Source organism: Hymenobacter segetis, from assembly GCF_054776495.1.
On the sequence record NZ_BAAHBV010000001.1, the window covers coordinates 1,218,697 to 1,244,627 of the forward strand.

A 25,931-nucleotide genomic window follows, 5' to 3' on the forward strand; every position below is an offset into this window, starting at 1 on the left:
CCAACCCGTAGCCTAACCATGAGCCCCGACTACACCCCCATCGACTGCCATTTCTACGACCTGCTGGAAGCCGCCGCTACCCAGAGCCGCCGCGTCGATTTGCAATACTTTAACGACCTGCGCCAGCTCTGCCTCGGCTCCGGCATTATCGAAACGTTTTTCATCCGCGACAAAGTCGAGTTCATGCAGCTGAAATCGGGCGAGGAAATCCGGCTCGACCACATCATTCGGCTCGACGACACGCCCGCGCCGCTCTACCGCGATTACCCCGATTTCAGCTGTGGCTGCTGATGTAGCTGGCGAAACAAGAGAGTTGGGTCGGACACAAAAAGCCCGTCTTGCTTCGGCTACATTCAGCATGACGGGCTTTTTGTGTCCTTCGGAATCCGCGCCTAGTCCCGCTCCTGGTCCACGCTGATGCCGCCGTTAGTGGTCACGGCACGCACCGGGGCACCGCCCTGGCCCAGGCTGGCCTCCACTTCCTTGTGGAACATGCCTGATTTGGTCACCGGCAGCTCGGTGCGGATGCCGCCCATGTTGGTGCTGGTGAAGAGGCGAGCCGAATACGCGCGGGGCAGTTTCCAGTGGATGCCGCCGTTGGTGGTGCTCACGTCCAGGCCTTTGCCGTCCCACTTGCTGCCCGTGAGGGTGATGTTGACGCCGCCGTTGGTGGTTTCGCCCTTCACCTGACCGCCCAGGTTGGCGAGGTTCACGCCGCCGTTGGTGGTTTCGAAGGTGATGGCCGAGTTGAGATTATCGAGGCTGATGCCGCCGTTCACGGTGTTGAGGGTCAGGGCGGTGGTGCGGGGCACGAAAATTTCGTAGCTCACGCTCCAGTTCTTGTCTTTGTCGGGGTCGGCGGCGCGCAGGGTGTTGTTGGCGGTGCCTATGGTGATGCGCTTGACGCGGGCCGTGGCCTCTTGTTCATTGCTGGCCCAGGCCTGCACCCGGGCGCGGATGCGGACGTTGGGCCCATCCCAGCCGTGGACGGTGATGCCGCCGTTGGGGTCGGCGTTCACGCTCAGGGGCTGGCCGGCGGGGGCGCTCATGGTCAGGTCGCGGGTTTCGCAGAAGCCTTTCATCAGTTTGTCGCCCCGATTCCAGGAGTTGTTTTCGCAGGTGGTTTTGAACTGGGGCTCGGGGGCCGTTTGGGCGGTAGCGGCGAAGGTGCCGCACACTAGGGCAAGTGCAGAAATCAGGTTTTTCATCGGTTTGGAAATGAAGATTGGGGGACGAGATGAAGATGCTTGGCCAGGAAGCACGGTTGCTTGCAGGGGGCGGCGAGTGAAAGGGGTACCCGGGTTTCGCTTATTCGTTACGCGGGCTGGCCAAACTTTTTTGAGCATGATTTGAGCTAACAGACAGCGGCCCTACGCTTCCTGACTTGACGCCGACCCCATTTCGGCAGCCTTGCGGTAGCTTAATATTCAACAATTACTCTTTACCACTTCCTTTCTCACTTATTTTACAGCCAATTATCCCACCTGCCCTTCTCATGAAAACACCTTTTTTCTGTTCGTTTCTCGCCGCTTCACTGCTGCTCCAGGTGCCCGCCACTCAGGCCCAAAAAATCTCCAAAGAGCTTGATGTGCTGGCCACGCAATACGCCAAGGCCGGCCAGTTCAACGGCACGGTGCTGGTGGCCGAGCATGGCAAAGTGGTGTTTACCAAAGGCTACGGCCTGGCCAACCGCGAATGGAACCAGCCCAACGCGGCCGATACCAAGTTCCGGCTGGGCTCGCTCACCAAGCAGTTCACCTCCATGCTGGTGATGCAGTTGGTGGAAAAAGGCCAGCTCCGGCTCGATGCCCCCATCACCACCTACCTGCCCGACTACCCCAAGGCCACCGGCGATAAAATCACGCTGCACCAGCTGCTCACGCACACCTCGGGCATCCCGAGCTACACCTCCCAGCCCAGCTACGAAACCGCCAGCCTGCTGCCCACCACGCCCGCCGAGTTTGTGCGCACGTTTTCGGGCCAGCCGCTCGATTTTGAGCCGGGCACGGCTTGGCGCTACAGCAATTCGGGCTATTTCCTGCTCGGTGCCATCATCGAAAAAGTAACCGGCAAGCCCTACGCGCAGGTGCTGCGCGACAACATTTCACAGCCTCTACACCTCCAGGATACGGGCTACGACCTGGCCGAAACCATTCTGCCGCGCCGCGCGGCCGGCTACGACCGCACCCCCGAAGGCCTGTACAACACCACCTACGTCGACATGGCCGTCCCCTACTCCGCCGGGGCGCTCTACTCCACCGTGCTCGACCTCTATAAGTGGGACCAGGCCCTGTACACCAACCAACTGATTTCCGAGGCCAGCAAAGCCCTTCTATTTAAGCCTGATAGAAACCACTACGCCTATGCCTGGATGACCTCGAAGGTGGCGGTGGGGTCGGATTCGGTGGCCTTGCTGGCGCACAGCGGCCACGTCAACGGGTTCGGCACCTACCTGCTGCGCGCGCCCCAGGACCACCAGCTGGTGGTGGTGCTCGATAACGAAGGCGGCCCTCATGTGAAGGACCTGAGCCTGGACCTGTTGCGCGTGCTCTACCATCAGCCCGCCACCGGCCCCAAGCCAGCCCCCGTGGCCCCCAAAACCATTCCCGTAGATGCGGCCACGCTGGGCGCGTACGTGGGCAAATACCAGCTGTCGCCCACGTTTTTTATTACCGTGAAGGCGGAAGGCAGCCATCTCTCGGCCCAAGCTACCGGGCAGCCGGTGTTTGGGCTGGCGGCCACGGCCCCGGGTCGCTTTATGGTGCAGGGCGTGCCGGCCGAGGTCGAGTTCGTAAAAAACGCCAGCGGGGCGGTCGAGAAGCTGATTCTGCACCAGGGCGGGCACGATTCGCCGGGGGCCAAAGTGGAGTAAAATATATCCCGCCGGCAAAATCTGCGTAAAGATTTGCTCCACCAACCCATCCCCTGCCCTATGGATACCCTAGCCGCCGGCGTCACCCAGCTTCGCATTCAGCGCTTTGTCAACGTTTATTTCGTCGAAACCGGCACCCCCGGCGAGTGGGTGCTGATTGATACCGGCCTGCCCGGCAGCAAGAAAACCATCCTCGCCGCCGCCGATAAACTGTTTTATCCCGGCTCCCACCCCGAGGCCATCATCCTCACCCACGGCCACCTCGACCACCTAGGCTCGGCCAAAGAGCTGGCCGACCACTGGAACGTGCCCGTCATCGTGCACCCGCTGGAGCTGCCCTACGTGACCGGCCAGGCCCTCTACCCGCCCCGCGACCCCACCGTGGGCGGCTCGCTGGCCTTCATGAGCCGCTTCTTCCCCACCCAGCTGCCCAACCTGACCGACCGCGTGCAGGCCCTCGACGCCGATGACCCCAGCACGCCCTTCCTCATGAACTGGAAGTGGCTGCACGTACCCGGCCATGCCCCCGGCCAGCTGGCCTTTTTCCGCGAAGCCGACCGCGTGCTGATTGGGGCCGATGCCTTCGCCACCTGCCACCACGACTCGGTACCAGCCATTCTGCTGGGCAAGCCCGAAATCAGCCGGGCCGGCACGCCCTTCAACTACGACTGGGAAGCTGCGCGCAAATCGGTGCAAACCCTGGCTGCGCTGGAGCCCAAAGCCATTGGCTGCGGCCACGGCCCAGTTATCATCGGCCCAGAAGCAGCTGCCGGCCTGCACCAGTTGGCTGATAACTACCCCATTCCCGCCCACGGCCGCTATGTAAACGAGCCCGCCCGTACCGATGCCAGCGGCGTGGAGCACCTCCCGCCCGCCCCCAAAGACACCCTGCCGCTGAAAGCCGCCATCATCGGCGGGAGCCTGCTGGCAGCGGGCGCGGCATGGCTGCTCACCGGCGGCCGGCGCAAAATCAGGAAGTCCAAAGCTTATAAAAAGGCCTACAAAAAGGCCCAGAAGTACAGCAGCTACAAGTCCCCCACTCCTCCGCCGCTCTATCGGGGCGGCGTGGGTAGTTAGGAATGAAAATATCTGTCAACCTGAGCGTAGCGAAGGACCTTCTCACACCAGAACGTTTTGCAGTAACCCATTCGACACAAACGTGAGAAGGTCCTTCGCTACGCTCAGGATGACAGACACTCCAACTCTTAACTCTTAACTCTTAACTGAATACGCCACGCCGGTCAAATAAGCGGTGATGATGGTGGCAGCTAAGCGGGCGGTCTGGTTGTCGCGGTCGTAGAGCGGATTTAGCTCGACGATTTCGAACAGCCGGACCGCTTCTTTTTGGCCCGCCAGAAACGCGGCTTCCACTGCCTGGCGGGGCGTGAAACCGTCGGCGCTGGGGGCTGAGACGGCTGGGGCGAAGGCTTCGGCGCAGCCATCAATATCGAAGCTCACAAAGGCGGGGCCGGCGGCGGTGGCGCGTTGCAGGGCGCGGCTGACGTACAGCTCCATACCGCCCTCCTGCACGTGGGCCAGCGGCACGATGTGGGCCCGCTGCTGGTGCAGAAACTCAATGTCCTCCCGGGTATTCAGGTTGGAATGCAGGCCGATTTCGGTGAACCGGTCGCCTGGCAAAAACCCTTCGCGCAGCAGCCGTCCAAACGGCGTGCCGCTGCTGATTTCGGGCTTGTCCTTCACATCGGCGTGGGCATCGAAGTTGATGCCGCCCACGGGCTGCCCGTCATTCGCATCCCAGAGGCCGCGCACGGTGGAGTAGGTACCGTCATGCGAGCCGCCCAGCACCACCACGCGCGGATATTGGCGCAACAGCTGGCCAAGCCGCTCCCGGATGTGGGCGTGGTTCTGGGCGTGGTCGGGGTGGCGCAGGGCGAGGTTGCCGGCATCAGCAATGCGCAGGTTATTAAGGCTGATATCGTGCTCCAGGTTGTAGGTTTTGTGGTAGCGGCGCAGCTCGCGGCGGATGGCGGCGGGCGCACCGGCCGCGCCGGCCCGGCCACCTTCCAGCACAGTGCCGAAATCGAGGGGCAGGCCCACGAGGCATACGTCGGCTTCGGGCAGCTCGGCGGCGGGGCGGATGAGGTCGCGGAGGAAAGTAGGCATGGGGCCAAAAATAGCAGGCCCGTGCGGGTTTTGCGGGCCCGCGCCCCGACCTACTGCCGCGAGTAGGCCGTGCCGTTGAAATTGAACAGCGACACCTTGCCCGTGCCGATGGGATAGGCCACGTCGCGGATGGTGTGGCCCTGGGCATCGGTGAGGGTGAGGTACCAGCCGTCGAGGTGCCAGCGGCCGGTTTGGTTGGATGCGCCGCCGGTTTCGGCCACGCTACGCTCGGTCACGGATGTGACCGTGACCACGCCGCCGCCGGTGAAGGTGCCATCGGGCCGGAAAGTGAGCGAGCGCGACGACAGCACACCGCCCATCGGCGAGTACGTTGAAGAGCCGCCCTCGAACGAACCTACCAACTGGCTCGGGCTCTTGAACGGCCCCACGGCCGAGAAAATGCTGCCCCCGCTCCAGCTGAAGCCGCCGCCCAGCATGTTCATTTCGGCCGCTTCGGGCTTGGGGTAGCTGGTCCAGGCGATGGACAGGGTTTTGCCCGCCACCGAGTAGCGGCCCTTCGAGTTGGCGGGCGTGGCGGCCAGCTCGGCTGCGCTCAGGCCCACGGGGTTCTGGTAGGCCATGCCGTCGGGAGCGAAGTAATAGCTCATGGTCATGAAGTTGCCGAGCACCGACTTTGTCACAAAAAACAGGCCCACGGGCTTATTGCCAACCATGTGGCCTGCCACCGGCGCACTGCCGGGTGCAGCTGCCGAATGCGCCTGAGCGCGGCCGGTAATTAATAACCCCAGCAGAGCAACACTAAAAATGAGGTAGCGAAATCGGAGCATGGGCGTAAGTTTTATGATGAGTAGTGACTGCGCGGGGCCTTTGGGTTGCTACCGGGCCGTGGTCTTATAAGTGGTGCCGTTGAAGCGGAAATAAAAGGCCTTGCCCGTTTTTTCGTCCAGGCTGGTGGGGAATGCCAGGTTGCGGATGGTGCCCTGCCCGTCGGTCAGGGTCAGAAACCAGCCGTTCAGGCTCCAGCGGCCCGCTTGTTTGGAAGCTGAGGAAACGTTGGTGACTGAGCCGGTATTGGCTTCCAGGTGCCCGTCGGTGAGGTTGTCGCGGGTGAAGGTGCCATCGGCCTTGAAACTGAGCGTGCGGTACACGGCCAGCGAGCTGGCGGTGACACTCACGGCGGCGTTGCGGCCCTCAAACGTGCTCAGGAGCTGCCGGGCGCTGCTGAATGGCCCCACGCATATGAACCCGCCGTTCCAGCTAAAGCCGGTCGGGTCGGAGCGATAATCGAAGGTTGAAGGCGGCCCGGCGGCCCAGCGCACGGTCATCTGCGAGCCATTCACCGCGTAGGTGCCGCGCCAGCGCGGGTCGACGGCAGCCAGGCCGGCGGGCGAAAAATTGGCCGGGTCCATATACACCTGGCCAGCCGGGGTGAAATAGTAAATCCGTTCGTTATTAAATACATCCATAAAGAAAAACAAGCCAACCGGCTTGCCACCCGTGGTCCGGCCGGGCAGGGGTGCCACGACAGGCGCGGGCGCAGCGGCGGGAGCCGGCCGGGCCGCAACAGGTGCCGGACCGGGCGCAGCCGGGCGGGGGGCGGCGGCCGCTGGGCGCACGGCTAGGCCAGGGGCCGCGCCGCCCAAGGCATTCTTGCGGGCCAGCGCCTTGGTCATGCCGTCCGAATCGTCCACGCTCATGTAGGCTTCGTAGGCTTGCTGATAGGCCACGGCGGCAGCGGCTTTGTTGCCGGCGGCTTCCAGCTGCTGGGCTTTGGCAAAAACCGTCGCGCCGGGCGGGCCTTGGTAGGCCGGTTGGGCGGCGGCATTCATCAGAACAAGGCTAAATAGGCCGAAGCTTAGCACGGCGGGCCGCCAAACGCTTCGAAGGGAAAGCCGGGCCGGGTTGGGTTGATATTGCATCGGAGTTCCGGTTTCGTCTTGCTTACAGCCGTTTATAGGCCACGTTGTTGAAGTAAAACCGCGTCACCTGTCCGGTTTTTTCGTTGGTTTCGATGGGGTAAGCCACGCCGCGCGTGGTGCGACCGGCGGCATCGGTGAGGGTGAGCGTCCAGCCGGCCAGGGCCCAGCGGCCCGCCGCCTCGCCCGAGCTACCGACGTGGGAATTGCTGCCGCTGGTGTTCGTGGTGAACGAGGACACGCTGCTGCCGCCGTAGCTGCCATCTGCCCGAAACGTGAGGCCGCTCACGGCCGCCGCCGAGCCGCTGCTGCTGCTCACCGAGTTGCCGCCCTCGAAATTCCCCACCAGCTGCCGGGCATTGGCAAATGGCCCCATTCCCACAAAAATGCCCATATCCCACGAAAAGGTATTGGCCGAAGGATTCTCAAAATTGGCCTTTGAGGTGTTGCCGTCGGCCCATTTCATCACGAGCTGGCCACCGGCTACGCTGTATGTTCCCCGGGCATTGGCGGGCAGGCTGGCCAGGCTCGTCGGCGTGAAGTCGACCGGGTTATTATACACCTGCCCGGCCGGTGTGAAGTAGTAGGTGGCCTTTTCGAGTGAGTGAAAGGCCATGATGTAGCGCGTCATGAAAAACAGGCCCACCGGCTTCCCGCCCACCACTTTGCCCGCCAGCGGCACAGCCGAAGCGGCGGGCGGGGTGGCGCAGACCACGGCCGGCCACGCCACCGCAGCCTCGGCCCCTGGCCCGGCCGCAATCAAAAGCACCGCGCCGAACAGCGCACCGCAGCGCACGGCGCTACGCCAAAAGACGAGGGTTTTCATAAGCATGCCGGGGAGTAAAGCTTGTTAAATACAGTTAGTCAATTTTTGAAAGCCAGGTATTTATCAGAGAAGCTAGCTACCCAGCTTCACCGTGCCATCGTCGTTAAATGTGCGCTTCACAGACTCCGAACCTTTCACCACCAGGCCAAATACTTCGCGGCCGCCGTTGGCATCCTGGTTCAGTATCATGCTCAGCGACAGGGCGGGCGCGCTGTAGCTGAAGGTGCCGCCGTAGGTTACCGGCTTGCCTTTCGAATTGGTGTAGGTGAACTCGATATTCCTGCCCTTGATGGTGTACCGCCCCGTTTCGTCGAAGTGATAATTACCGTAGGGACCCGGAATTTGCAGTTTCTTCTCGTAGCTGCCCGCCGCACCCAGCGCGAGGGTGCCACTCACGCCGCGCGTGTTGGTGGGCTTCTGGCCGTGGGCAGGGTCGTAGACGAGGTACACCATATAGGTGTAAGTGCCGAAGAACTTGGCCGGCAGCCCAGTAGCCGCCACCGGCCGGGAAGCGGCCGGAGCCGCAGCCCCGCCGGGCATTTTCTGGGGCGCGACGGCTTGGCCGGAGGCCATGCCAGTCAATATTGATATAATCAAGAGCAAGGGACAGAGCAACTTGTGCATAAAAACGAAAGTAGAAAAAGAGTAGAATGGTAGAAAGAACCAGGGCAATGCCCGTTATTGGCAAGAAAAGTAACCGTACGCTACCTTGCGCCGATTACAAAGTCGAGTAAGGCCAGCGGAAAGTCGACGTACTTGCCGCGTAGTCGATAAACCGTGCGCCGCGGTGCTCCCCTCTCTGCTCATGTCCGCCTCCCACCCCGCCCCTTTCAGCTGCCTGGTTCTCGACGACGACCTACTGGTGCGCGACCTGGCCGCCGGCTTCGTGGAGCAAATTCCCTCCCTGGTGCTGGCGGGCAGCTACGACGACCCGCTGCCCGCCTTCGAACACCTGGCCCGCTCGCCCGTCGACCTGCTCATCACCGACATCGAACTACCCCGCCTCAACGGCCTGGACCTGGTGCGCGCCCTGCGCCAGCCGCCGCTGGTCATCTTCATGACCTCGCACCCGCAGTACGCCCTGCCCACCTACGACCTCGATGCCGTCGATTTCTTGGTGAAACCCCTGCGGTTCGACCGTTTTCTGCGGGCCATCGACAAGGCCCTGCTCCTGCTGCGTGCCAGCTCCGCTCCTACCGAAAACACCCCGCCGCCACTTGCCGATACCGACGCTTTTTTCATCCGCACCGAATTCCAGTATTTGAAGCTGCGCTACGCCGACGTGGCCTATGTGGAAGCCATGCGCGACTTCGTGAAAGTGCACCTGCTCGACGGCACAGTTCATATTACCCTGGTCAGCCTCAAGCACATGGAGGAGCAGCTGCCGGCCGCGCTGTTCGTACGCACGCACCGCTCCTTTCTGGTCAATGCCCGGCACATTGCCGCCGTCACGGCCCAGGATGTGCGCGTAGGTAAGGTAGACGTGCCCCTGGGCCACACCTTCCGCGACGGCGTGCTGGCGCAGGTGGTGCAGCAGCGCTTGCTCACTCGCCACCCCGGCAAGGCCACTTAGCCACCTGTCAGTCAATTATTTTACTAATTCCGGCTGGCGGTTTCAGCTACCACCGGGGCTTCGGCCGGCGGCAGGCTGAGGGTGAACGTGCTACCCTCGCCCGGGCCAGCACTGGCCATCCACAGCTGCCCGCCGTTGCGCAGAGCCACGTCGCGGCTCAGCTTGAGGCCAAGGCCAGAGCTGCGGGGCTGGCCGGTTCCGGCGCGGCGCTCCAACGTTTCGGCTGGCACTTCCTGGCGGGGCGTGGGCACGGGCAGGCCCAGGCCGGTATCGGCCACGGCCAGCTGCCAGGTGCCGGCCACGCGCCGGGCCGCTACTCGCACGGTGCCGCCCGCCGACGTGAATTTGATGGCGTTGGACAGCAGATTGCGCAGCACTAGGCGCACGGCCGACGGGTCGGCCCAGACGTGTTCTTCGCCGGTCAGGTCATGGTGCAAGGTCACTTGGCCGGCCTCGGCGGCGGGGCTTAGCAGTTCGAAATTCTCTTCGACCACAGCGGCTAATGCCAGATTTTCGGGCTGCGGCGGGGCAGTGGCCCGCATTTGCAGCGCGGCCCAGTGCAGTAGGTTTTCAAGCAGAGCCAGCGTGTGGTCGAGGGTGCTGGTGAGGCGCTGGGTGTACTGGGCCAGCTTTTCGGGCGGCAGTGGCGGGCCGCTCAGCAGCCCCACGAAGGCGTGCAGCGAGTGCAGCGGTCCCCGCAGGTCGTGGCCGATGATGGAAAACAGCTGGTCTTTGGTCGCGTTTAGGGCCGTAAGCTCGGCACGCTGCTGCTCAATCTGCTGGTTTTTACGGCCCAGCAGGCGGTTCAGCCGCCACAGGGCTAGCCCGACCAGCGCCGCCGCCGCTAGTCCCAAGCCCAGGCCCCACAGCTCACGCTGCTGCTGGCGCAGGCGTAGCTGCTGGGCCTCGGCGGTGCGGGCCAGCACCTGGGCGTGGTCGCGCTCCTGCCCAAGCTGGAAATCGCCCTGTAAGCGCCCAATTTCTTCGGCTTTGGCTTGGCTGAACAGGGTATCGTGCGCGGCCTGAGATTCCTCGGCATAGGCCAGCGCCTGGCGGTAGTCGCCGCGCTGCTTAAGGAGGTGAGCCAGGGTTTTGGTGGCTTCGTATTTCGCATTGGGGCTGCTAATCCGTTGGGCAATGGCCAGCGCTTGGCGGGCTCGCGTTTCGGCCAGAACGGGCTGCTTGAGGCGGTCGGCCATGCCGGCCAGCTCGTTCAGCACGTACACCGAATTATCCTGGTCACCAGCAGCTTGCAGGAGCTTTAAGGCTCGTTCGCGCACGCGCTGCGCTTCGGCTAAACGATGCTGTTGGTCGAGCCAGTCACCGAACGCGCTCAGAACCACGCCCAGCTGCGCCTTCTCGCCGAAGCCCTCCGACACCCGAATGGCTTCCCGAAACAAGCCCTCGGCTTTAGGCGAATGCAGGGCCATGTAGCCGTTCGCCAGGTTCGTGAGGCAGTCAGCCAGCGCGCCCGGGCTGGCCGACTGCCTCACCAGCGGCAGCGCCTGCTCCAGATAATCTACCCCCCGCTGGTACTCGAACCGCCGCAGGTACACGTTGGCAATATTATTTAAGCAATTGACCTGCAACAGGGTATCGCGCAGCACCTGGGCCTGGCGCAGGGCGGGCAGCAGCGCCGCCAAGGCGCGGGGAAAGTCGCTGCGGCTACTGTAGATGATGCCCAGGCCGTTGCGCGTCTGTGCCTCGCTGCGCACGTCGCCCCGGGCATGGTATAGGCGTAGCGCTTCTTCGCATGCACGCAGGGCCCCGGGATAGTCGTCCTGCTCGTTGGCGGCCTGCCCCAGAGCCAGCAGCAGGTTGGGTAATTCGGGTTGGCCGGGCGTATTGCGGGCCAGGGCCACGCCCTCGGTGAGGTAGGCGCGGGCGCGGGCCAGGGTGCCATGCACCAGCTCGGCCTTGCCGAGCATGCGCAGGGCCTGGGCTTCGCCTTCGCGGAAATTAAGGCGATGGGCCAGGTCTTTTGATTGCAGCAACAAGGGTTGAGCTTCGTCGAAATGACCTTCGCGGAGCAGTTGCTGGGCCTGGTGGCGCAGGGCGCGCACTTGCGCGGTATCGGCCGTCGGCGGGCCGGCGGCCAGCAGTGTCAGTAGCGCGGCGGCTCCGGCCCCGCGCCGACACAGAAAACAGAAGTTTATAATCCCCTCAACCGCCCGCTTTAATTCAGTACCGAGGCTTTCCATCCCGCATAGTTAAATAGAAATCCGGCAATTGCAAATACGCGTTTCCGGGCACTGTCTTTGCCAGCCGGACACTCGCTGCCGGCTGGCTCAAACCCTGCCCGGACCTACCTTCGACGCACCTTTTCGGACGCTGCTTATTTTCCTGCCTTCATGCTTTACCGTTTTCCGCTGCCTTTGCTTGCCGGCCTCGGTCTGTTTCTGGCCTTGCCAGCGGGTGCCCAAATGCCCGCCCAAACTGCCCCAGCATCACCTCCCACTTTTTACACCACCTATCAATACACGGCCTACACCGTGTACGACACTACCAGCCTCGACCCGCCCACCCAGGTGCGCGGCGTGGGCGGCACGCTCACCCTGCGCCCAGCCGGCACCTACGAAAAACGCTTCACCATCCCCGGCAATAACGGCCCGATGTTGTTCAAACAGGATGGCACGTTTGCCCTGGCCGGCGACAGCATCCGCTTCGCCTTCCGTGACCAAAAAGGGGCCGATGTGCAGCGCGGCACCTTCCGCTTCGACCCCGCCACCCGGCACCTCACCATCACCATCCTCGGCTACCCGGCCGGCAACCGGGGCGTGTACGAGCTGGTGGCGATGGAGCCCGCGCCCCCCGCAGTGAGCCCGCCTGCCAAAACTGGCAAAAAGCGCCGTCGCTAGCCCCGTCGGCGGGGCCGTATTTGGCTCCCCCCGCGCCTTCTGGCTAACTTGCGGCCCGTTTCACCGAAACCCACTTCGATGAAGCCCGCGCAGCTCCGGCTTCGCGCTTCCAACACTCTTTCACTCAGTTACTCAGTCACAGCAAATGGGACGCGCATTCGAATTTCGCAAAGGCCGCAAAATGAAGCGGTGGGATAAAATGTCGAAAGACTTCACCCGCATCGGCAAGGAAATCGTGATGGCCGTGAAGGAAAACGGCCCCAACCCCGACACCAACGCCCGCCTGCGCGCCGCCATGCAAAACGCCAAAGGCGTGAACATGCCCAAGGACCGCGTGGAAGCCGCCATCAAGCGCGCCAGCAGCAAGGAGGAAAAGGACTACGCCGAAGTGGTGTACGAAGGCTACCTGCCCCACGGCGTGGCCGTCGTCATCGAAACCGCTACCGACAACCCCACTCGCACCGTTTCCAACGTACGCCTCATCTTCAACCGCAACGAGGGCACGCTCGGCACCGCTGGCAGCAGCGACTACACCTTCACACGCAAAGGCGTGTTCAAGCTGGCCGCCGAAGGCCTCGACCGCGACGAGCTGGAGTTGGAGCTCATTGATTTCGGGGCCGACGACGTGTACGAAACCACCGAAGAAGACGAGCACGGCGCCGAGCACAAGTACATCGTGGTCGAAACCGCCTTCACCGATTTCGGCCAGATGCAGAAGGCCCTCGAAGCCCAGGGCCGCCACGTCGTGAGCGTGAACCTGCAGCGCGTGCCCAACACCACCGTTTCCCTTACCGACGAGCAGCTGGATGAAATCATGACCATCATCGAGAAGTTCGAAGACGACGAGGACGTGCAGGCCGTGTACCACACCGTAGGCTAAGACACTGGCAAACGCTCATAATTGAACGTCATGCTGAGCGCCGCCGAAGCATCTCTACCACAGCACTAGTCCCAATCGAAAGGAATCAGTATTGCGGTAGAGATGCTTCGGCGGCGCTCGGCATGACGTTCTTGTTTCAAACACTCACCGCCATGCCGCCCACCACTCGCCCCCTCGCCTACCGCCCCGGGCTGGATGCCGTGCGCGCCGTGGCCATCCTGCTGGTCGTCGTCGGCCACTGGACGCTGCCGTCTTTCCCCATGAGCCTCATGGGCAGCATGACTTTTTTCGTGCTCAGCGGCTATTTTATCTCGGGCATCGTCTGGAAACAGGAGGTGTACGTGGGCGCGCCCGGCCGCTGGCCGCGCCGGCTGGGCGTGTTCTACCTGCGGCGGCTGGTGCGCACGCTCCCGCCCTACTACTTGTCGCTGGCGCTGGGGTTTGCACTGCCGCTCGTCACGCTGCACCAATACCCCGGCTGGTTTCTGGTGCCGGTTTCCAACCTCCTGTTCTACCGCCTGCAGCACTGGGGCGAAGGCGTGGGCCACTACTGGACCATGGCCGTCGATGAGCAATTTTACCTACTCTGGCCGGTGCTGCTGGCCGTGGTACCCAAGCGCGTGCGCTGGCTGACACTGGTAGCCGCCGCCGGCCTCATTTTCCGCATCGCCTGGAGTACCTGGGTGCGGCCCGACCTAGCTTTTGCTCTGCTCCCCGGCTGCCTCGATTTGTTCGCCGCCGGGGCCATCCTGCGCCACGTCGAGCAGCTGCCAATGGTGCGGCGACTGGCCCGCCTTCATTGGGTTGCGCTAGCTTGGCTGGCCTGGGCCGCCCTCTGGGCCGCGCTCTACCTCACCGAATCGCACTACACTTGGCAACTCATTTACGCCACCGCCGGCTGCCTGCCCGCCGCCCTCACCCTCAACTGGGCCCTGCACCAGGCCACCCGCCCCGCCGCCGAAAACCGCCTGCTCACCGCCTTGCGCTGGGTCGGCCAGCGCAGTTACGGCTGCTACCTCTACCACCTGCTGCTGCCTGTTTTCTACCAGCGGGCCGTGTTTCGGCTGTTTCCTCTCGATAGCAACTACGGTGCTTCGCTACGAGCCTTTTGGGTGAGTCCGGCAATAATGGTAGTAGTGCTGCTGCCGCTGCTGCTGGTAATGGCCGCCGCTTCCTGGCATTGGCTCGAAGCCCCACTAAATCGCTGGAAAGAACGGCTGGCGTATTCCTAAAAATGCCTTTGCGGTTTCTTTTCGCATTTCTATAACGGCTTCAAATTCAATCCCAACCCGGGCTTCGTCGGGAACCACCCGGCAAAATCCCCTACATTTGGCTTAATAAGCCCTTTGCACGCCCAAAACCAGCCCCGCGCATCATGCTCAACTACCTCATCAATTCCTTCAAGCGGAAAATGGCCCGCCGCATCACCCAAAAGCACCCCATGGTGCTCGATACGTTCGCCATCCCCGGCATCGGCAACGGGCAGGTGCAGTTTGCCAACTGGGAGAATCCGCTGGTTGAAAAGAAGGTGTTCACCAAGGAGACGGTCGACTTTTTCAAGAAATTCCTCCACCCCGGCGACTTCGCCATCGATATCGGGGCCAACATCGGCCACACCACCGTGCAGATGGCCCTGGCCACCGGCCCAACCGGCCTCACCCTCGGCTTCGACCCCAATCCCTACGTCTTCGAAATCCTGCAACGCAACGCCGCGCTCAACCCCGAGCTGGTGCGCATCGGAGCCCACAACCTCGCCATCTCCGAGCAGGACGACGAGTTCTACTACAACTCCTCCGAAGCCTCCTTCAACAACGGCGGCATCTCCAAAACACCGAACAACAAACACGGCAAGTACTCCCTCAGCACGAAAATAAAAGGCGTAAATCTGGAGTCTTTTCTGGAAAAGGAATATCCTGATTTCCTCAAAAAGCTAACGCTAATTAAAATCGATACCGAAGGCTACGACAAGGAAATTATCCGTTCCATTTCCAGCCTCATCACCAAATACAAGCCGGTAATTATTTCCGAATGCTTCGGCAAAAATTCCGACGAGGAAAAATTTGAGCAATTCAACCTGCTTGAATCCCTCGGCTATTCGCTGTTCTATTTCACCGACTTCGTCGCCACCACGGAAATTATTTCTATCAAGCGCAAAGAAGATATGCTGAAGTACAAACACTTCGATTTTTACGCGACACCGAACGCATAAATCTCAATAATTACGTCAACTAAAAAGGCCGCCGCTGAAATTTCAGCGGCGGCCTTTTTAGTTGAATTCGACTAATTAATTAGTCCACATTATCGTGCAGAAACCGGTTATCACCCAGCAGCTCATTATCATCTGATAAGTTGAAGCGGGAAATATTCTGAGCCGAGCTGGGCTCCACGTTTTCCAGTTTCACCTGACGACGCAGGTAAGCGGGCGTATCATATTGGCTCACTGCTTCGGGCGGCAGGCCGTTGCTCAACTCCTGCAAGCGGCGGCGACGCTCCAGCGCCTGCGCATCCATTGCCGGACGCGGGCGGTGGGCCTCCGGACCAGCTACGGGCGCAGCAGCGGCCGCGCTCGACGTGAGCACGGGCTCAGTGGGCGCACTGGCCGGAATGCCGGCCAGCGGCGGCGCATTATGCGCCGACGGGCCGTTCAAATCGTGCATCACACGGGCCGGCTCAGGCGCGCCAAAGCTGGGCACGAATGGGGCCGAAGTGGCGGGCGCAACAGGAGCAGCTTCCGGACGGGGCGTTTCGGCCACCGGGGCCGGGGCCACAATCGGCTCGTGCGAGGCACTACCGCCCATCGCAGGCGTGGTGATGGAATGCGCATCGCGGGCAAAACCCGTGGCAATCACCGTCACGCGGATGCTCTGGCCCAGCGTGTCGTCGATGCCGTGGCCGAAAATCATCTCGGCGTCCTGCCCAGCTTTCTCCTGGATGTACTCCGTGATTTCCGTCAGCTCATCCATCTCCAGCTCGTGCTCGACGCCCGACATGATGGAGAGCAGAATGCGTTGCGCGCCGTGAATGTCGGTGTTGTTGAGTAGCGGCGAGTTTAGGGCTTCCTCGGCGGCGCGGCGGGCGCGGTTTTCGCCTTCGGTCACGCTGCTGCCCATTACGGCAGCCCCGCTGTCCTTCATCACCGTTTTCACGTCTTCAAAGTCGACGTTCACATCGGCCGTCACCGTGATGATTTCGGCGATGGACTTGGCGGCCGTGGTCAGCACGGTATCAGCTTTGGCAAAGGCAGCGCCCATCGTCAGGTTGCCGTAAATCTGCGGCAGCTTGTCGTTGAGAATCACCAGCACCGTGTCGCAGTGCTCGCTCAGTGCCTTGATGCCTTCTTCGGCCTGCTGACGCTTTTTCTTGCCCTCAAACATGAACGGGGCCGTCACGATACCTACCGTGAGGATGCCCAGCTCCTGCGCAACCTGCGCGATAACAGGAGCCGCGCCGGTACCGGTACCACCGCCCATGCCGGCCGTGATGAAGAGCATCTTAGTGCCCTGATTCAGCAGGTCACGGATTTGCTCCTTGCTCTCGATGGCGGCCTGGCGGCCTCGCTCGGGCTTGGCACCCGCACCGAGGCCTTCGGTGAGGTCGACGCCAATTTGCAGCTTATTGGGCACCGTGGAGCTTTGCAGCGCCTGGTGGTCGGTGTTGCAGATGATAAACTCCACGTCCTTGATGCCCTGCTTGTGCATGTGCTTCACGGCATTGGAGCCACCGCCGCCAACCCCAATCACCTTGATGATGGACTTGCTCTGGGCGGGAATATCGAATTTGTAATTCATAAGAAGTATGTCATGTTGAGCGAAGCGAAACAACTTATCGCGTCCGCGCCGCATTGGTTAGTAACTCTGACAAACGCAGCCGTGATAAGATGCTTCGTTCCTCAGCATGACAGGCATATTTAGTAAGATTTATCGTCGTAATCGTCAATCAGCAGCCCTTTGGTGCGGGTGATGATATCCTTGAAGAAGCGGCTGGCAGCACCGGGCTCTTTGGGCTTGGCGGGCTGCGGCGCGGGGGCCGGAACTGCAGGCGTAGCAGCAACACGGGTTTCCACGGGCGCGGGAGTGGCTTGAGCCACCGGCGCAGCGGCAGCTGGCGCGGAATAGTAAGATGGCGCGGCCACCTGCTCCTCTTCGTAGCTGGGACGCGAAATCTGACGCTCATCAAGCGAGTGGTAGCCCGACAGCACGAGGCCCACAGTGGTAGCGTACATCGGCGACTTTACAGCCTCAATGCGGCTCTTGCCGAGGTGCTGGTTAGGGTAGCCGATGCGGGTATCCAAGCCGGTGATGTACTCGGTGAGCTGCTCCAGGTTCTGGAGCTGCGAACCGCCGCCGGTGAGCACGATGCCAGCCGACAACTTGTCGTGCAGGCCCATGCGGTAGATTTCAGCATACACCAACTCCATAATTTCCGACATGCGGGCCTCAATGATATAGGCCAGGTTCTTCAGCGAAACCTCTTTCGGCGGACGGTTAGGCAGGCCGGGGATGCTCACGATTTCGTAGTCGCTGGCTTCCTGGGCAATGGCTTTGCCGAACTTCACCTTCAGCTGCTCGGCTTGGCCGGGAGCCACGTTGCAGCCGGTTTTGATGTCCTGCGTGATGATGTTGCCGCCGAAGGGCAATACCGCCGCGTGGCGAATGATGCCGTCTTTGAACACCGCCAAATCGGTGGTGCCGCCGCCAATGTCAATCAGGGCCACGCCGGCCTCCTTCTCCTCCTCCGAGAGGATGGACATGGAGCTGGCGAGGGGTTCGAGAATGAGGTCAGCGATTTCGAGGCCGGCCTTGGTCACGCACTTGTTGATGTTGTTGATGGCCGTGCTCTGGGCCGTGATGATGTGGAAGTTGCCTTCCAGGCGCACGCCTTCGTAGCCCACGGGGTCGGAAATGCCTTCCTCGTAGTCCACTTTGTAGTCCTGCGGCATCACGTGGATGATTTGCGAGCCGGGCTGGGTCACGAGGCGGTACATGTCCTGCGTGAGGCGCGCCACGTCTTCTGGCCCGATGGTATCATGCGAATTGCGCGTGATGCTGCCGTTGTGCTGGAGGCTCTTGATGTGCTGGCCGGCAATGCCGACGTTTACCACTCCAATGCTAATTCCAGACTGTTCTTCGGCCTGCCGAATGGCCCGTTTAATGGCATCTACGGTCTTGTCGATATTGAGCACGATGCCGCGCGAAACCCCTTCCGACACGGCTTTACCCATGCCCAGGATTTCGAGTTTACCGAACTCGTTTTTGCGGCCCACCAGGGCGCAGATTTTTGTGGTACCAATGTCGAGCCCGACGACGATTTTATCTTGTTGCATATGGAGCGGTGCTGGCGAGCAGTGAAGAAGCGGTGGGAATGGAATGAAAATCTAAGACCTAATGGTCTATTTTTCAGCAAATTGCTATTCGCAAATAATCTGATTTTGGTATTCGACGTTTACGCGGTGGTAGGTATCCCACCCCAAAACTGACGGAATTTGACGGTAAAATACCATAAGCTTTGCGAATTTTTCAGAAATATTTTCGGGGAGCCCGAATTCGATACGTTGGTCGCCCACTTGCTGCGTGAACGACAGCTTGCCGCCGGGCTCAATAAACACCTCCGAAACCTGCGCTTTCCAGAATTCATGCTCGTCTACGTAGCGCAAAAACTCCAGGTAATGCCGCCCGGTACTATCCTGGAAAAATCCAGTTGGCAGGCTGCCTCCGCCGGGCCGCGCCACGGTGGCTACGCGGGCCGTAAACAACGGTGAAAGCGGCAGGGCGTGCCCTTCGGCATCCACATAGGTATCGAGGCGGGTATCGGGGTGCGTGAGGCGGGCGATGGGGCGATTCTGGCGCACGTCGGCGTGCAGGTTGCCGGCAAGGTCGCGGTACACCTGGGCGTCGCGCACGAAGGCGTGGGCCTTCAGGCGAGCTTCGAGCACGCGTAGGCGTGGCCCCTCGGGTTGCGTGCCGATGACGGGTTCTTTGCCGCCCTTGGTGAGCAGGGCCGTTACGCCGCGCTCGGAGATGAAATAATTATCGAACTCGTTGACAATGTTCACCTTCACGGCATCGACCGAGCGGTTGGACTGGCGCACGGCGGCGAAAGCGCCCAGCGCGCCCAGCACCAGCAGGCAGGCAGCGGCAACGAGTAAGTTTCTAACGGTGCGTTCCAAAAGGGAGGGTATTGGGGAATGTGGGTTGGTGAGCTGATAGTTCTATCGGTCAGCCTTAACGGGTGTTTTACGGTTCTACTTCCACCGTTCCGTTAATACCATTTTGAGTTGGGGAACCAGCGTGTCAATGTCTCCGGCACCTACTGTGGCCAGCACGTCGAAGGACGTGTCGGTTTGGGCAGCGGCCAGGGCTTGTTCTTTTGTCACGAGGGCTTTTGTGGGAGCGGTAATTTCAGCCAAGAGCATTTCGGCAGTTACGCCGGGTAGCGGCTTCTCACGGGCGGGGTAAATATCCAACAAAAACACCTCATCTGCAATACTTAAGCTCTTGGAAAAGCCAGCGGCAAAGTCGCGGGTGCGGGTGAACAGGTGGGGTTGAAAAATGACGCGCAGGCGCTTGGTCGGGTAAAGCGCCCGCACGGAACGCAGGAAGGCTTCGATTTCGCGTGGATGGTGGGCGTAATCGTCTAAATAAACGTTTTCGGGTGCGGTCACGACGAATTCAAACCGACGCTTTACACCCCGGTAGGCAGCCACGGCGGCGCGCAACTTTTCTTCGCTCAGACCCTGTAGCTGGGCCACGGCAGCGGCGGCCAGCATGTTTTCGACGTTGTGGTAGCCGGGCACCGCCAGTTCCAGGCCAAGCACAGTGCCTTCGGGGCGGTGCAGGTCGAAGTGGAAGCGGTGGCCTTCGGCGGTGATGTTGGCGGCGTAAAGTTCGGGGCCCTGCTCTGGGGTGAGGCCGTAGCGGATAACGCGGGTGCCGGGCGGCACGGCGGCGGCCACGCTGGCATCGGCGGTGTGGTTGATGAGCAGCGTGCCGCCAGGCTTGATTTGAGCCACGAACTGGCGGAACGACTCAATCAGGGCCGACTGGTCGCCGTAGATGTCGAGGTGGTCGGCATCGGTGCTCGTGACGATGGCTACGTCCGGGAACAAGGTCAGGAAGCTGCGGTCGTATTCGTCGGCTTCGACCACGATGGGCGCTGCGGGCGTGGCGGGCAGCAACAGGTTGCTACCCAGGTTCACCGAAATGCCGCCGAGGAAGGCTCCGGCGTCGAGGCCGGCGTGATGCAGCAGGTGGGCCACCATGCTGCTGGTAGTGGTTTTGCCGTGGGTACCGGCCACCGCAATGGTGTAGCGGCCCTGGGTAAGCACGCCCAGCACCTGGCTGCGCTTGCGGATATCGTAGCCTTCGGCCCGCAGCCAGGCCCATTCCAGGCTGTCGGCCGGCATGGCGGGCGTGAGGACGACCAGCGTTTGGGCGCGGTTTTCGCGGACTTCGGCCGGGATGTTCTCCACGGCATCGGCATAGTGAATGGCGATGCCTTCGGCGGCGAGGGCGCGGGTGAGGGGCGTTTCGGTTTTGTCGTAGCCACTCACCTGATGGCCGTTGGCACGGAACCAGCGGGCCAAGGCCGACATGCCGATGCCGCCGATGCCGAGGAAGAAAACGTAGGGAAACTGGTTCAAATTCAGGGGGTATTTAGGCTCTTTCGAATGTCATGCCGAGCTTAATCAAGCTCGGTAATCCGCTCCTTCTTAATCAACTTCAATAGCTCGTCCACAATCGTCACGGTCGCATCGGGGCGGGCCAACTCGCGGACGCGGGTACTGAGCTGCTGCTGGCGCTCGGGGTCGCTCAGGAGGCGGAGGGCTTCGTCGTATAACCGCTCAGAAGCGTGCTCATCGGTAATAAGGACGGCGGCGCCTTTGCTAACCAGGGCCAGCGCGTTTTTGGTCTGGTGGTCTTCGGCCACGTTGGGCGAGGGTACTAGGATGCTGGCCTTGCCGGTGAGGCAGAGCTCGGACACTGACAGCGCCCCGGCGCGGCTGATGACGATGTCGGCGGCGGCGTAGGCCAGGTCCATGCGCTGGATGAATTCCAGCGCGTGGAGGCCGGCGGCCTGGTCGGCCTGCTGGCGGGCTTCGGGGAAGTAGAGCTTGCCGGTTTGCCAGAGGAGCTGGATACCGGCTTCGCGCAGGCGCAGCAGGGCAGCGGCCGTGGCCTGGTTGAGGGTGCGGGCACCGAGGCTGCCGCCGACAACCAGCAGGGTTTTCTTGTTGGGGTCGAGACCGAAGAATTTCAGGGCCTCATCGCGGTTGCCGAGGGCAATTTCGGTGCGCACGGGGTTGCCGGTGAGGACGAGCTTATCGGCGGGAAAGAATTTCTCCATGCCGTCGTAAGCCACGCAGATTTTATTCACCCGCTTGGCCAGCAGCTTATTCACGAGGCCGGCGTAGGAATTTTGCTCCTGAATGAGTGAGGGAATGGCGCGGGACGTGGCGGCCAGCAGCACCGGGGCTGAGGCATAGCCCCCTACTCCTACCACAGCATCGGGCCGGAATTCTTCAATCAGCTTGCCTGCCTTGCGCACCGAGCGGAACACGCGCACCGGAAACATCAGGTTCTGGGGCGTGAGGCGGCGCTGCAGGCCGGTGATGTCGAGGCCCACGATTTTATAGCCGGCATCGGGTACGCGGGTCATTTCCATGCGGCCGTTGGCCCCCACGAAGAGGATTTCGGCATCGGGCATCCGGCGGCGCAGCTCATTAGCAATGGCTACGGCCGGGAAAATATGCCCGCCCGTGCCGCCGCCGGAGATGATGAAACGAAGTGGGGAGTTGGTCATGGATAACGGAACGTCGGGAAGGCAGACGGGTAGGACAGGGTCAATGGCAAGCAGTCAGACCGTCATGCAGAGCGCCGCGAAGCATCTTTACCGCGCAATGCAATCCAATCAATGGGATTAGTAGCTGCGGTAAAGATGCTTCGCTGCGCTCTGTATGACGTTTTTTTTGTATTCATTGCCAAAGCTCCACTAGTAGCTGACCGATACTTTCGGAATGCGCGCCGTGTCCTCCGGCTCGCCGGTCATGGGGCGGATTTCGCGCTCCCCGCGGCTCACGGCCAGAATAATGCCGATGCTGATGCCGGTGAAGATAAGCGAGGTGCCGCCCATACTCAGTAGCGGTAGCGGCAGGCCGGTGATGGGGCCGAGGCCCACGGCTACGCCCATGTTCACCAGTGCCTGGAGCACAAGGCTGAAACTGAGGCCCGCCGAGAGCAGGCCGCCGAAGGCTCCGTAGCTGTTCATCACCGTTTTCAGCCCTCGATAGAGGAAGGCCAGGTAGAGGAACAAGATGACAAACCCGCCCAGCAGGCCGTATTCTTCGATGATGACGGCGTATATGAAGTCGGAATACGGGTGCGGCAGGATGTTGCGCTCGGTGCTTTTGCCGGGGCCCTTGCCCACAATGCCGCCTGTGGCAATGGCGATGTAGCTGTGTTCGAGCTGAAAAGGCGTTTTCTTGGTCTTGTCGGTGAAGTTGGTAACGCGCGACATCACCGTGCCCAAGCGCTGACCGGCGGCCAGGCCCGCCCCGCCCAACACCACGAAAATGCCCACCATCACGGCCATGTGCTTGAGCGGCACCCGGCCGATGAACATCAGCAGCATGCAGGTGGCAAACAGCAGCAGCGCCGTGGAGGCATTACTCAGGATGATGAGGCTGCAAATGGTGCCCACCCACAGCATCACCGGGAGCAGGGTCGATTTGAAGTCGTCGAGGTGCTGCTGGCGGCGGCTGAGCATGCTGGCTAGGTGCGAAATCAGGGCCAGCTTGGCCAGGTCGGAGGGCTGGAAGGTCTGGTTAATCACCGGAATGGTCATCCAGCGCGATGCGCCGTTGGTTTCGCCGCCCATGAAAAACGTGAACAGCAGCAGCGGCACGCTCACCAGCAGCGCGTAGAGCGAGAGGCGCGAGTAGTGCCGGTAGTCGATGCGGTGCGCCAGCCACATGCAGCCCAGCCCCACGAAAATCAGGCTGCTGTGCTTGAAAAGGAAGGCTTCGGTGTTGCCGTCCATCTTCTTGTAGGCCAGCGTGCCGGTGGCCGAATACACCACGGCAATGCTGATGAAGGAGAACAGCAGCACGATGGCCCACAGAATGGGGTCGCCTTTGAGGTTGCGTTGCAGCCAGTCTTTCATAGGTGAAATGGTGAAGATTAGGGAACGTGACTGTTTGTTTTTCTAGACCGTCATGCTGAGCGCAGTCGAAGCATCTCGCGTGGGTTGGCAACTTATATTGTGAGAACATCATTGATTAGTGGTGGCACGCGAGATGCTTCGACTCCGCTGCGCTCCGCTCGGCATGACGTTCTATTTTTTCAATTCACTGACCGCCGCTGCAAACTGTCGGCCACGGTCTTCGTAGTTTTTGAACAGGTCGAAGCTGGCGCAACAGGGCGAGAGCAGCACCACGTCGCCGGGGACGGCTAGGGCGGCGGCACGGGCCACGGCATCGGCCATGCTCTGGGTTTCTTCGATGTGCGAGACGATGGGGTCGAACGCGGTGCGGAGCTTGGCGTTGTCGACGCCGAGGCAGATGAGGGCCTTCACGCGGTGCTCGGCCAGGTTGAGCAGGCTGCTGTAGTCGTTGCCTTTGTCGGTGCCGCCGGCAATCCAGATGATGGGCTGGTGGATACCATCGAGGGCATACCAGGCGGCCTCCACATTGGTGGCCTTGCTATCGTTGATGAAGCGGACGCCCTTGATTTCGCCCACCAGTTGCAGGCGGTGGTCGGCGTTCTGGAAGGTGGACAGAGCGGCTTCAATCTGCGCGGGTTCGAGGCCGGCCACGCGGGCGGCGAGCACGGCGGCCAGCGTGTTCTGGCGGTTGTGCTGGCCGATGAGGGGCGAGTTGGCGGTGTTTATCTCTACCCCAGCCTCTTCGTCGATGCCCGGCGTGAGGTTGGTGCAGAGCACGTCTTCCGTCACGTAGTAGCCGGCGAGGTGGATGTCGTGGCGGTGGTGCAAGCTGAAGGGCAGTTGCCGCGTTTCGAGGAAAGCCGACTGGAAATATTTGCCCGTCACCTCATCATCGGCATTGTAGATGAAAGCGCCGCTGCCGTCCAGGTTGCGGGTGATGCGCAGCTTGGCTTGGGCGTATTGTTCGAGCGAGTAGCCGTAGCGGTCGAGGTGGTCGGGCGTGATATTAAGCAGGATGGCAATCCAGGGCTGAAAGTCGTGGGTGTCATCGAGCTGGAAGCTACTCAGTTCTACCACGTAATAGTCGAATTTGTCTTCGATTACCTGCTCGGCCAGCGAGAAGCCCACGTTGCCAGCTAAGCCCACGCTCAGGCCGGCGCTTTTCAGGAGGTGGTAAATGAGCAGCGTGGTGGTGGTTTTGCCGTTGGTACCCGTGATGCAGATGCACTTAGCGCGGGTGTAGCGGCCGGCAAATTCGATTTCGGAGATAATCGGAGTGCCTTTCTCGCGCAGGGCCTGGATAACCTGCGCTTTTTCGGGGATGCCGGGGCTTTTCACCACCTCATCGGCCGCCAGGATTTTATCCAGCGAGTGCTGGCTTTCCTCGAAGGCAATGCCAGCCGCGGTGAGCTGCTGCTTGTACTCGGGCTGAATGGGGCCGCGGTCGGACACGAAAACCGTGTAGCCTTTGGCCTGGGCCAGGAGGGCCGCGCCCACGCCGCTTTCGGCCGCTCCGAGGATTACAATGTTCATTCTTAGCGCAGTTTCAGGGTAACCAAGGTGATGACAGCCAGCATGATGCCGACAATCCAGAAGCGTGATACGATTTTAGATTCGTGGTAGCCCAGCTTCTGGTAGTGGTGGTGCAGCGGCGACATGCGCAGCAGGCGGCGGCCCTCGCCGTATTTCTTGCGAGTGTATTTGAAGTAGCTCACCTGCACGATAACCGACAGATTTTCAATCAAAAACACGCCGCACAGAATCGGAATCAGCAGCTCTTTGCGCACTATGAGGGCCAGCACGGCGATGATGCCGCCCAGCGCCAGCGAACCCGTGTCGCCCATGAAAACCTGCGCCGGGTAGCTGTTATACCACAGAAAGCCGATGCAGGCCCCCACGAAGGCGGTACAGAAAATAACCAGCTCGCCCGAATCGGGAATGAACATGACATCCAGATAATCAGCCAACAACGCATTGCCGCTCACGAAGGCGAAGATGGCCAGCGTGATGCCGATGATGGCCGAAGTGCCAGCCGCCAGTCCGTCGAGACCGTCGGTGATGTTGGCGCCGTTGCTCACGGCCGTAATCAGGAAGATGACGATGGGAATGTAGAGAAAGCCGTAGAGGCCGTTGAAAAACGTGCCGGCGGTGGCAAACAGGTCGCCGTAGTTCAGCTCGTTGTTCTTCATAAATGGCACAGTGGTAATCATCAAGTGCACGTCTTTGAACACTTTGCTGGCATCGACAGCCGAGAAGGTGCCGTTGGGCAGCAGGTACTCGCGCACGGTGATTTCGTTGCTGTAGAACAGCACCCAGCCCACCGTGATGCCCAGGCCCACCTGGCCCAGCACCTTGAAGCGGCCGCTCAGGCCCTCCTTGTTCTTGCGGAATACCTTGATATAGTCGTCCAGAAAGCCAATCAGGCCCAGCCACACCGTACTCAAAATCATGAGAATGATGTAAATATTGCGCAGACGGGCCAGCAGAATCACCGGTACCAGAATGGCCAGGATGATGATGAGGCCGCCCATGGTGGGCGTGCCTTTCTTCTCGTTCTGGCCCTGCAAGCCGAGGTCGCGGATGCTTTCGCCCACCTGCTTGCGTTGCAGCACGCGGATAAGGCGGTGCCCGAATAGCTGGGCGATGAGCAGGGAAATGACTACAGCCAGACCAGCGCGGAACGTGGTGTACTGAAACACGCCGGTGCCCGCCAGGTGGTAATGTTCGTGCAGGTAACGGAAGAGGTAATAAAGCATTCGGTAA

The 25,931-nt window shown here is 61.3% G+C and carries 23 protein-coding genes; 8 read left to right on the forward strand and 15 right to left on the reverse strand.

All coding sequences use genetic code 11. From position 1 onward, the window contains the following. Positions 1-18: 18 nt before the first annotated feature. Positions 19-291 carry a hypothetical protein gene (locus ACYU70_RS05210; protein WP_342301055.1) on the forward strand — a complete coding sequence of 91 codons (273 nt, stop codon included), beginning with the start codon at positions 19-21 and terminating at the stop codon, positions 289-291. A 101-nt stretch (positions 292-392) separates the two neighbouring features. Here ACYU70_RS05210 and ACYU70_RS05215 read toward each other — a convergent pair whose 3' ends face one another. Beyond that, the gene (locus ACYU70_RS05215) at positions 393-1,208 is read right to left on the reverse strand and encodes a DUF4097 family beta strand repeat-containing protein (protein WP_342301054.1); all 816 of its coding nucleotides are present in this window, start codon (positions 1,206-1,208) and stop codon (positions 393-395) included. Positions 1,209-1,495: 287 nt separating this feature from the next. Between ACYU70_RS05215 and ACYU70_RS05220 the strand changes: the two genes are divergently transcribed. Both ACYU70_RS05220 and ACYU70_RS05225 read left to right on the forward strand, forming a co-directional pair. Continuing rightward, positions 1,496-2,872, forward strand: coding sequence for a serine hydrolase (locus ACYU70_RS05220; RefSeq protein ID WP_342301052.1), 1,377 nt, complete (start codon positions 1,496-1,498; stop codon positions 2,870-2,872). A gap of 60 nt (positions 2,873-2,932) precedes the next feature. Next, positions 2,933-3,949 (forward strand): MBL fold metallo-hydrolase, encoded by a 1,017-nt coding sequence (locus tag ACYU70_RS05225; protein WP_342301050.1) that lies wholly within the window; start codon positions 2,933-2,935, stop codon positions 3,947-3,949. Between the two features lie 135 nt (positions 3,950-4,084). On the opposite strand, the gene ACYU70_RS05230 is transcribed toward ACYU70_RS05225, so the two are convergent. From ACYU70_RS05230 to ACYU70_RS05250, 5 genes are all read right to left on the reverse strand, one after another. After that, positions 4,085-4,996 carry an arginase family protein gene (locus ACYU70_RS05230; RefSeq protein WP_342301049.1) on the reverse strand — a complete coding sequence of 304 codons (912 nt, stop codon included), beginning with the start codon at positions 4,994-4,996 and terminating at the stop codon, positions 4,085-4,087. 50 nt (positions 4,997-5,046) lie between these two features. After that, a complete protein-coding gene (locus ACYU70_RS05235) occupies positions 5,047-5,784 on the reverse strand; it encodes a hypothetical protein (RefSeq protein WP_342301047.1) in 738 nt (245 codons plus the stop codon). A gap of 48 nt (positions 5,785-5,832) precedes the next feature. Next, positions 5,833-6,786 (reverse strand): hypothetical protein, encoded by a 954-nt coding sequence (locus ACYU70_RS05240; protein ID WP_342301045.1) that lies wholly within the window; start codon positions 6,784-6,786, stop codon positions 5,833-5,835. A gap of 112 nt (positions 6,787-6,898) precedes the next feature. Beyond that, entirely contained in the window at positions 6,899-7,699 is an 801-nt protein-coding gene (locus ACYU70_RS05245) for a hypothetical protein (RefSeq protein ID WP_342301044.1), read from the reverse strand. Positions 7,700-7,771: 72 nt separating this feature from the next. After that, the gene (locus ACYU70_RS05250) at positions 7,772-8,272 is read right to left on the reverse strand and encodes a hypothetical protein (RefSeq protein ID WP_342301043.1); all 501 of its coding nucleotides are present in this window, start codon (positions 8,270-8,272) and stop codon (positions 7,772-7,774) included. 232 nt (positions 8,273-8,504) lie between these two features. Between ACYU70_RS05250 and ACYU70_RS05255 the strand changes: the two genes are divergently transcribed. Further along, positions 8,505-9,272: a LytR/AlgR family response regulator transcription factor gene (locus tag ACYU70_RS05255; RefSeq protein ID WP_342301041.1), complete on the forward strand. Its 768-nt coding sequence runs from the start codon at positions 8,505-8,507 to the stop codon at positions 9,270-9,272. A 23-nt stretch (positions 9,273-9,295) separates the two neighbouring features. Here the strand turns inward: ACYU70_RS05255 and ACYU70_RS05260 are convergent, their stop codons facing one another. Next, positions 9,296-11,473, reverse strand: coding sequence for a tetratricopeptide repeat-containing sensor histidine kinase (locus tag ACYU70_RS05260; protein WP_460615911.1), 2,178 nt, complete (start codon positions 11,471-11,473; stop codon positions 9,296-9,298). Between the two features lie 150 nt (positions 11,474-11,623). Here ACYU70_RS05260 and ACYU70_RS05265 point away from each other — a divergent pair, with 150 nt between their 5' ends. From ACYU70_RS05265 to ACYU70_RS05280, 4 genes are all read left to right on the forward strand, one after another. After that, the gene (locus ACYU70_RS05265) at positions 11,624-12,130 is read left to right on the forward strand and encodes a hypothetical protein (protein WP_460615912.1); all 507 of its coding nucleotides are present in this window, start codon (positions 11,624-11,626) and stop codon (positions 12,128-12,130) included. Positions 12,131-12,275: 145 nt separating this feature from the next. Then, positions 12,276-13,010, forward strand: coding sequence for a YebC/PmpR family DNA-binding transcriptional regulator (locus ACYU70_RS05270; protein ID WP_460615913.1), 735 nt, complete (start codon positions 12,276-12,278; stop codon positions 13,008-13,010). 152 nt (positions 13,011-13,162) lie between these two features. Further along, positions 13,163-14,242 (forward strand): acyltransferase family protein, encoded by a 1,080-nt coding sequence (locus ACYU70_RS05275; RefSeq protein WP_460615914.1) that lies wholly within the window; start codon positions 13,163-13,165, stop codon positions 14,240-14,242. A 143-nt stretch (positions 14,243-14,385) separates the two neighbouring features. After that, positions 14,386-15,219 carry a class I SAM-dependent methyltransferase gene (locus ACYU70_RS05280; RefSeq protein ID WP_460615915.1) on the forward strand — a complete coding sequence of 278 codons (834 nt, stop codon included), beginning with the start codon at positions 14,386-14,388 and terminating at the stop codon, positions 15,217-15,219. A 79-nt stretch (positions 15,220-15,298) separates the two neighbouring features. Here ACYU70_RS05280 and ftsZ read toward each other — a convergent pair whose 3' ends face one another. From ftsZ to mraY, 8 genes are all read right to left on the reverse strand, one after another. Then, positions 15,299-16,798: a cell division protein FtsZ gene (gene ftsZ / locus ACYU70_RS05285; protein ID WP_460615916.1), complete on the reverse strand. Its 1,500-nt coding sequence runs from the start codon at positions 16,796-16,798 to the stop codon at positions 15,299-15,301. A gap of 119 nt (positions 16,799-16,917) precedes the next feature. Further along, the gene (gene ftsA / locus ACYU70_RS05290) at positions 16,918-18,333 is read right to left on the reverse strand and encodes a cell division protein FtsA (protein WP_342299179.1); all 1,416 of its coding nucleotides are present in this window, start codon (positions 18,331-18,333) and stop codon (positions 16,918-16,920) included. Between the two features lie 84 nt (positions 18,334-18,417). Then, positions 18,418-19,176, reverse strand: a complete 759-nt coding sequence (locus ACYU70_RS05295; RefSeq protein WP_342299177.1) for a cell division protein FtsQ/DivIB — start codon at positions 19,174-19,176, stop codon at positions 18,418-18,420. Positions 19,177-19,251: 75 nt separating this feature from the next. Further along, the gene (gene murC / locus ACYU70_RS05300; protein WP_342299183.1) at positions 19,252-20,655 is read right to left on the reverse strand and encodes a UDP-N-acetylmuramate--L-alanine ligase; all 1,404 of its coding nucleotides are present in this window, start codon (positions 20,653-20,655) and stop codon (positions 19,252-19,254) included. A 35-nt stretch (positions 20,656-20,690) separates the two neighbouring features. Then, positions 20,691-21,809 (reverse strand): undecaprenyldiphospho-muramoylpentapeptide beta-N-acetylglucosaminyltransferase, encoded by a 1,119-nt coding sequence (gene murG, locus ACYU70_RS05305; protein ID WP_342299176.1) that lies wholly within the window; start codon positions 21,807-21,809, stop codon positions 20,691-20,693. A 189-nt stretch (positions 21,810-21,998) separates the two neighbouring features. Next, positions 21,999-23,168, reverse strand: a complete 1,170-nt coding sequence (locus tag ACYU70_RS05310) for an FtsW/RodA/SpoVE family cell cycle protein (protein WP_342299174.1) — start codon at positions 23,166-23,168, stop codon at positions 21,999-22,001. Between the two features lie 171 nt (positions 23,169-23,339). Then, complete coding sequence (gene murD, locus ACYU70_RS05315) at positions 23,340-24,701, reverse strand: UDP-N-acetylmuramoyl-L-alanine--D-glutamate ligase (RefSeq protein ID WP_342299173.1); 1,362 nt, start codon at positions 24,699-24,701, stop codon at positions 23,340-23,342. 2 nt (positions 24,702-24,703) lie between these two features. Then, on the reverse strand, positions 24,704-25,924 hold the full coding sequence (mraY, locus tag ACYU70_RS05320; protein ID WP_342299172.1) for a phospho-N-acetylmuramoyl-pentapeptide-transferase: 1,221 nt from the start codon (positions 25,922-25,924) through the stop codon (positions 24,704-24,706). Positions 25,925-25,931: the final 7 nt, after the last annotated feature.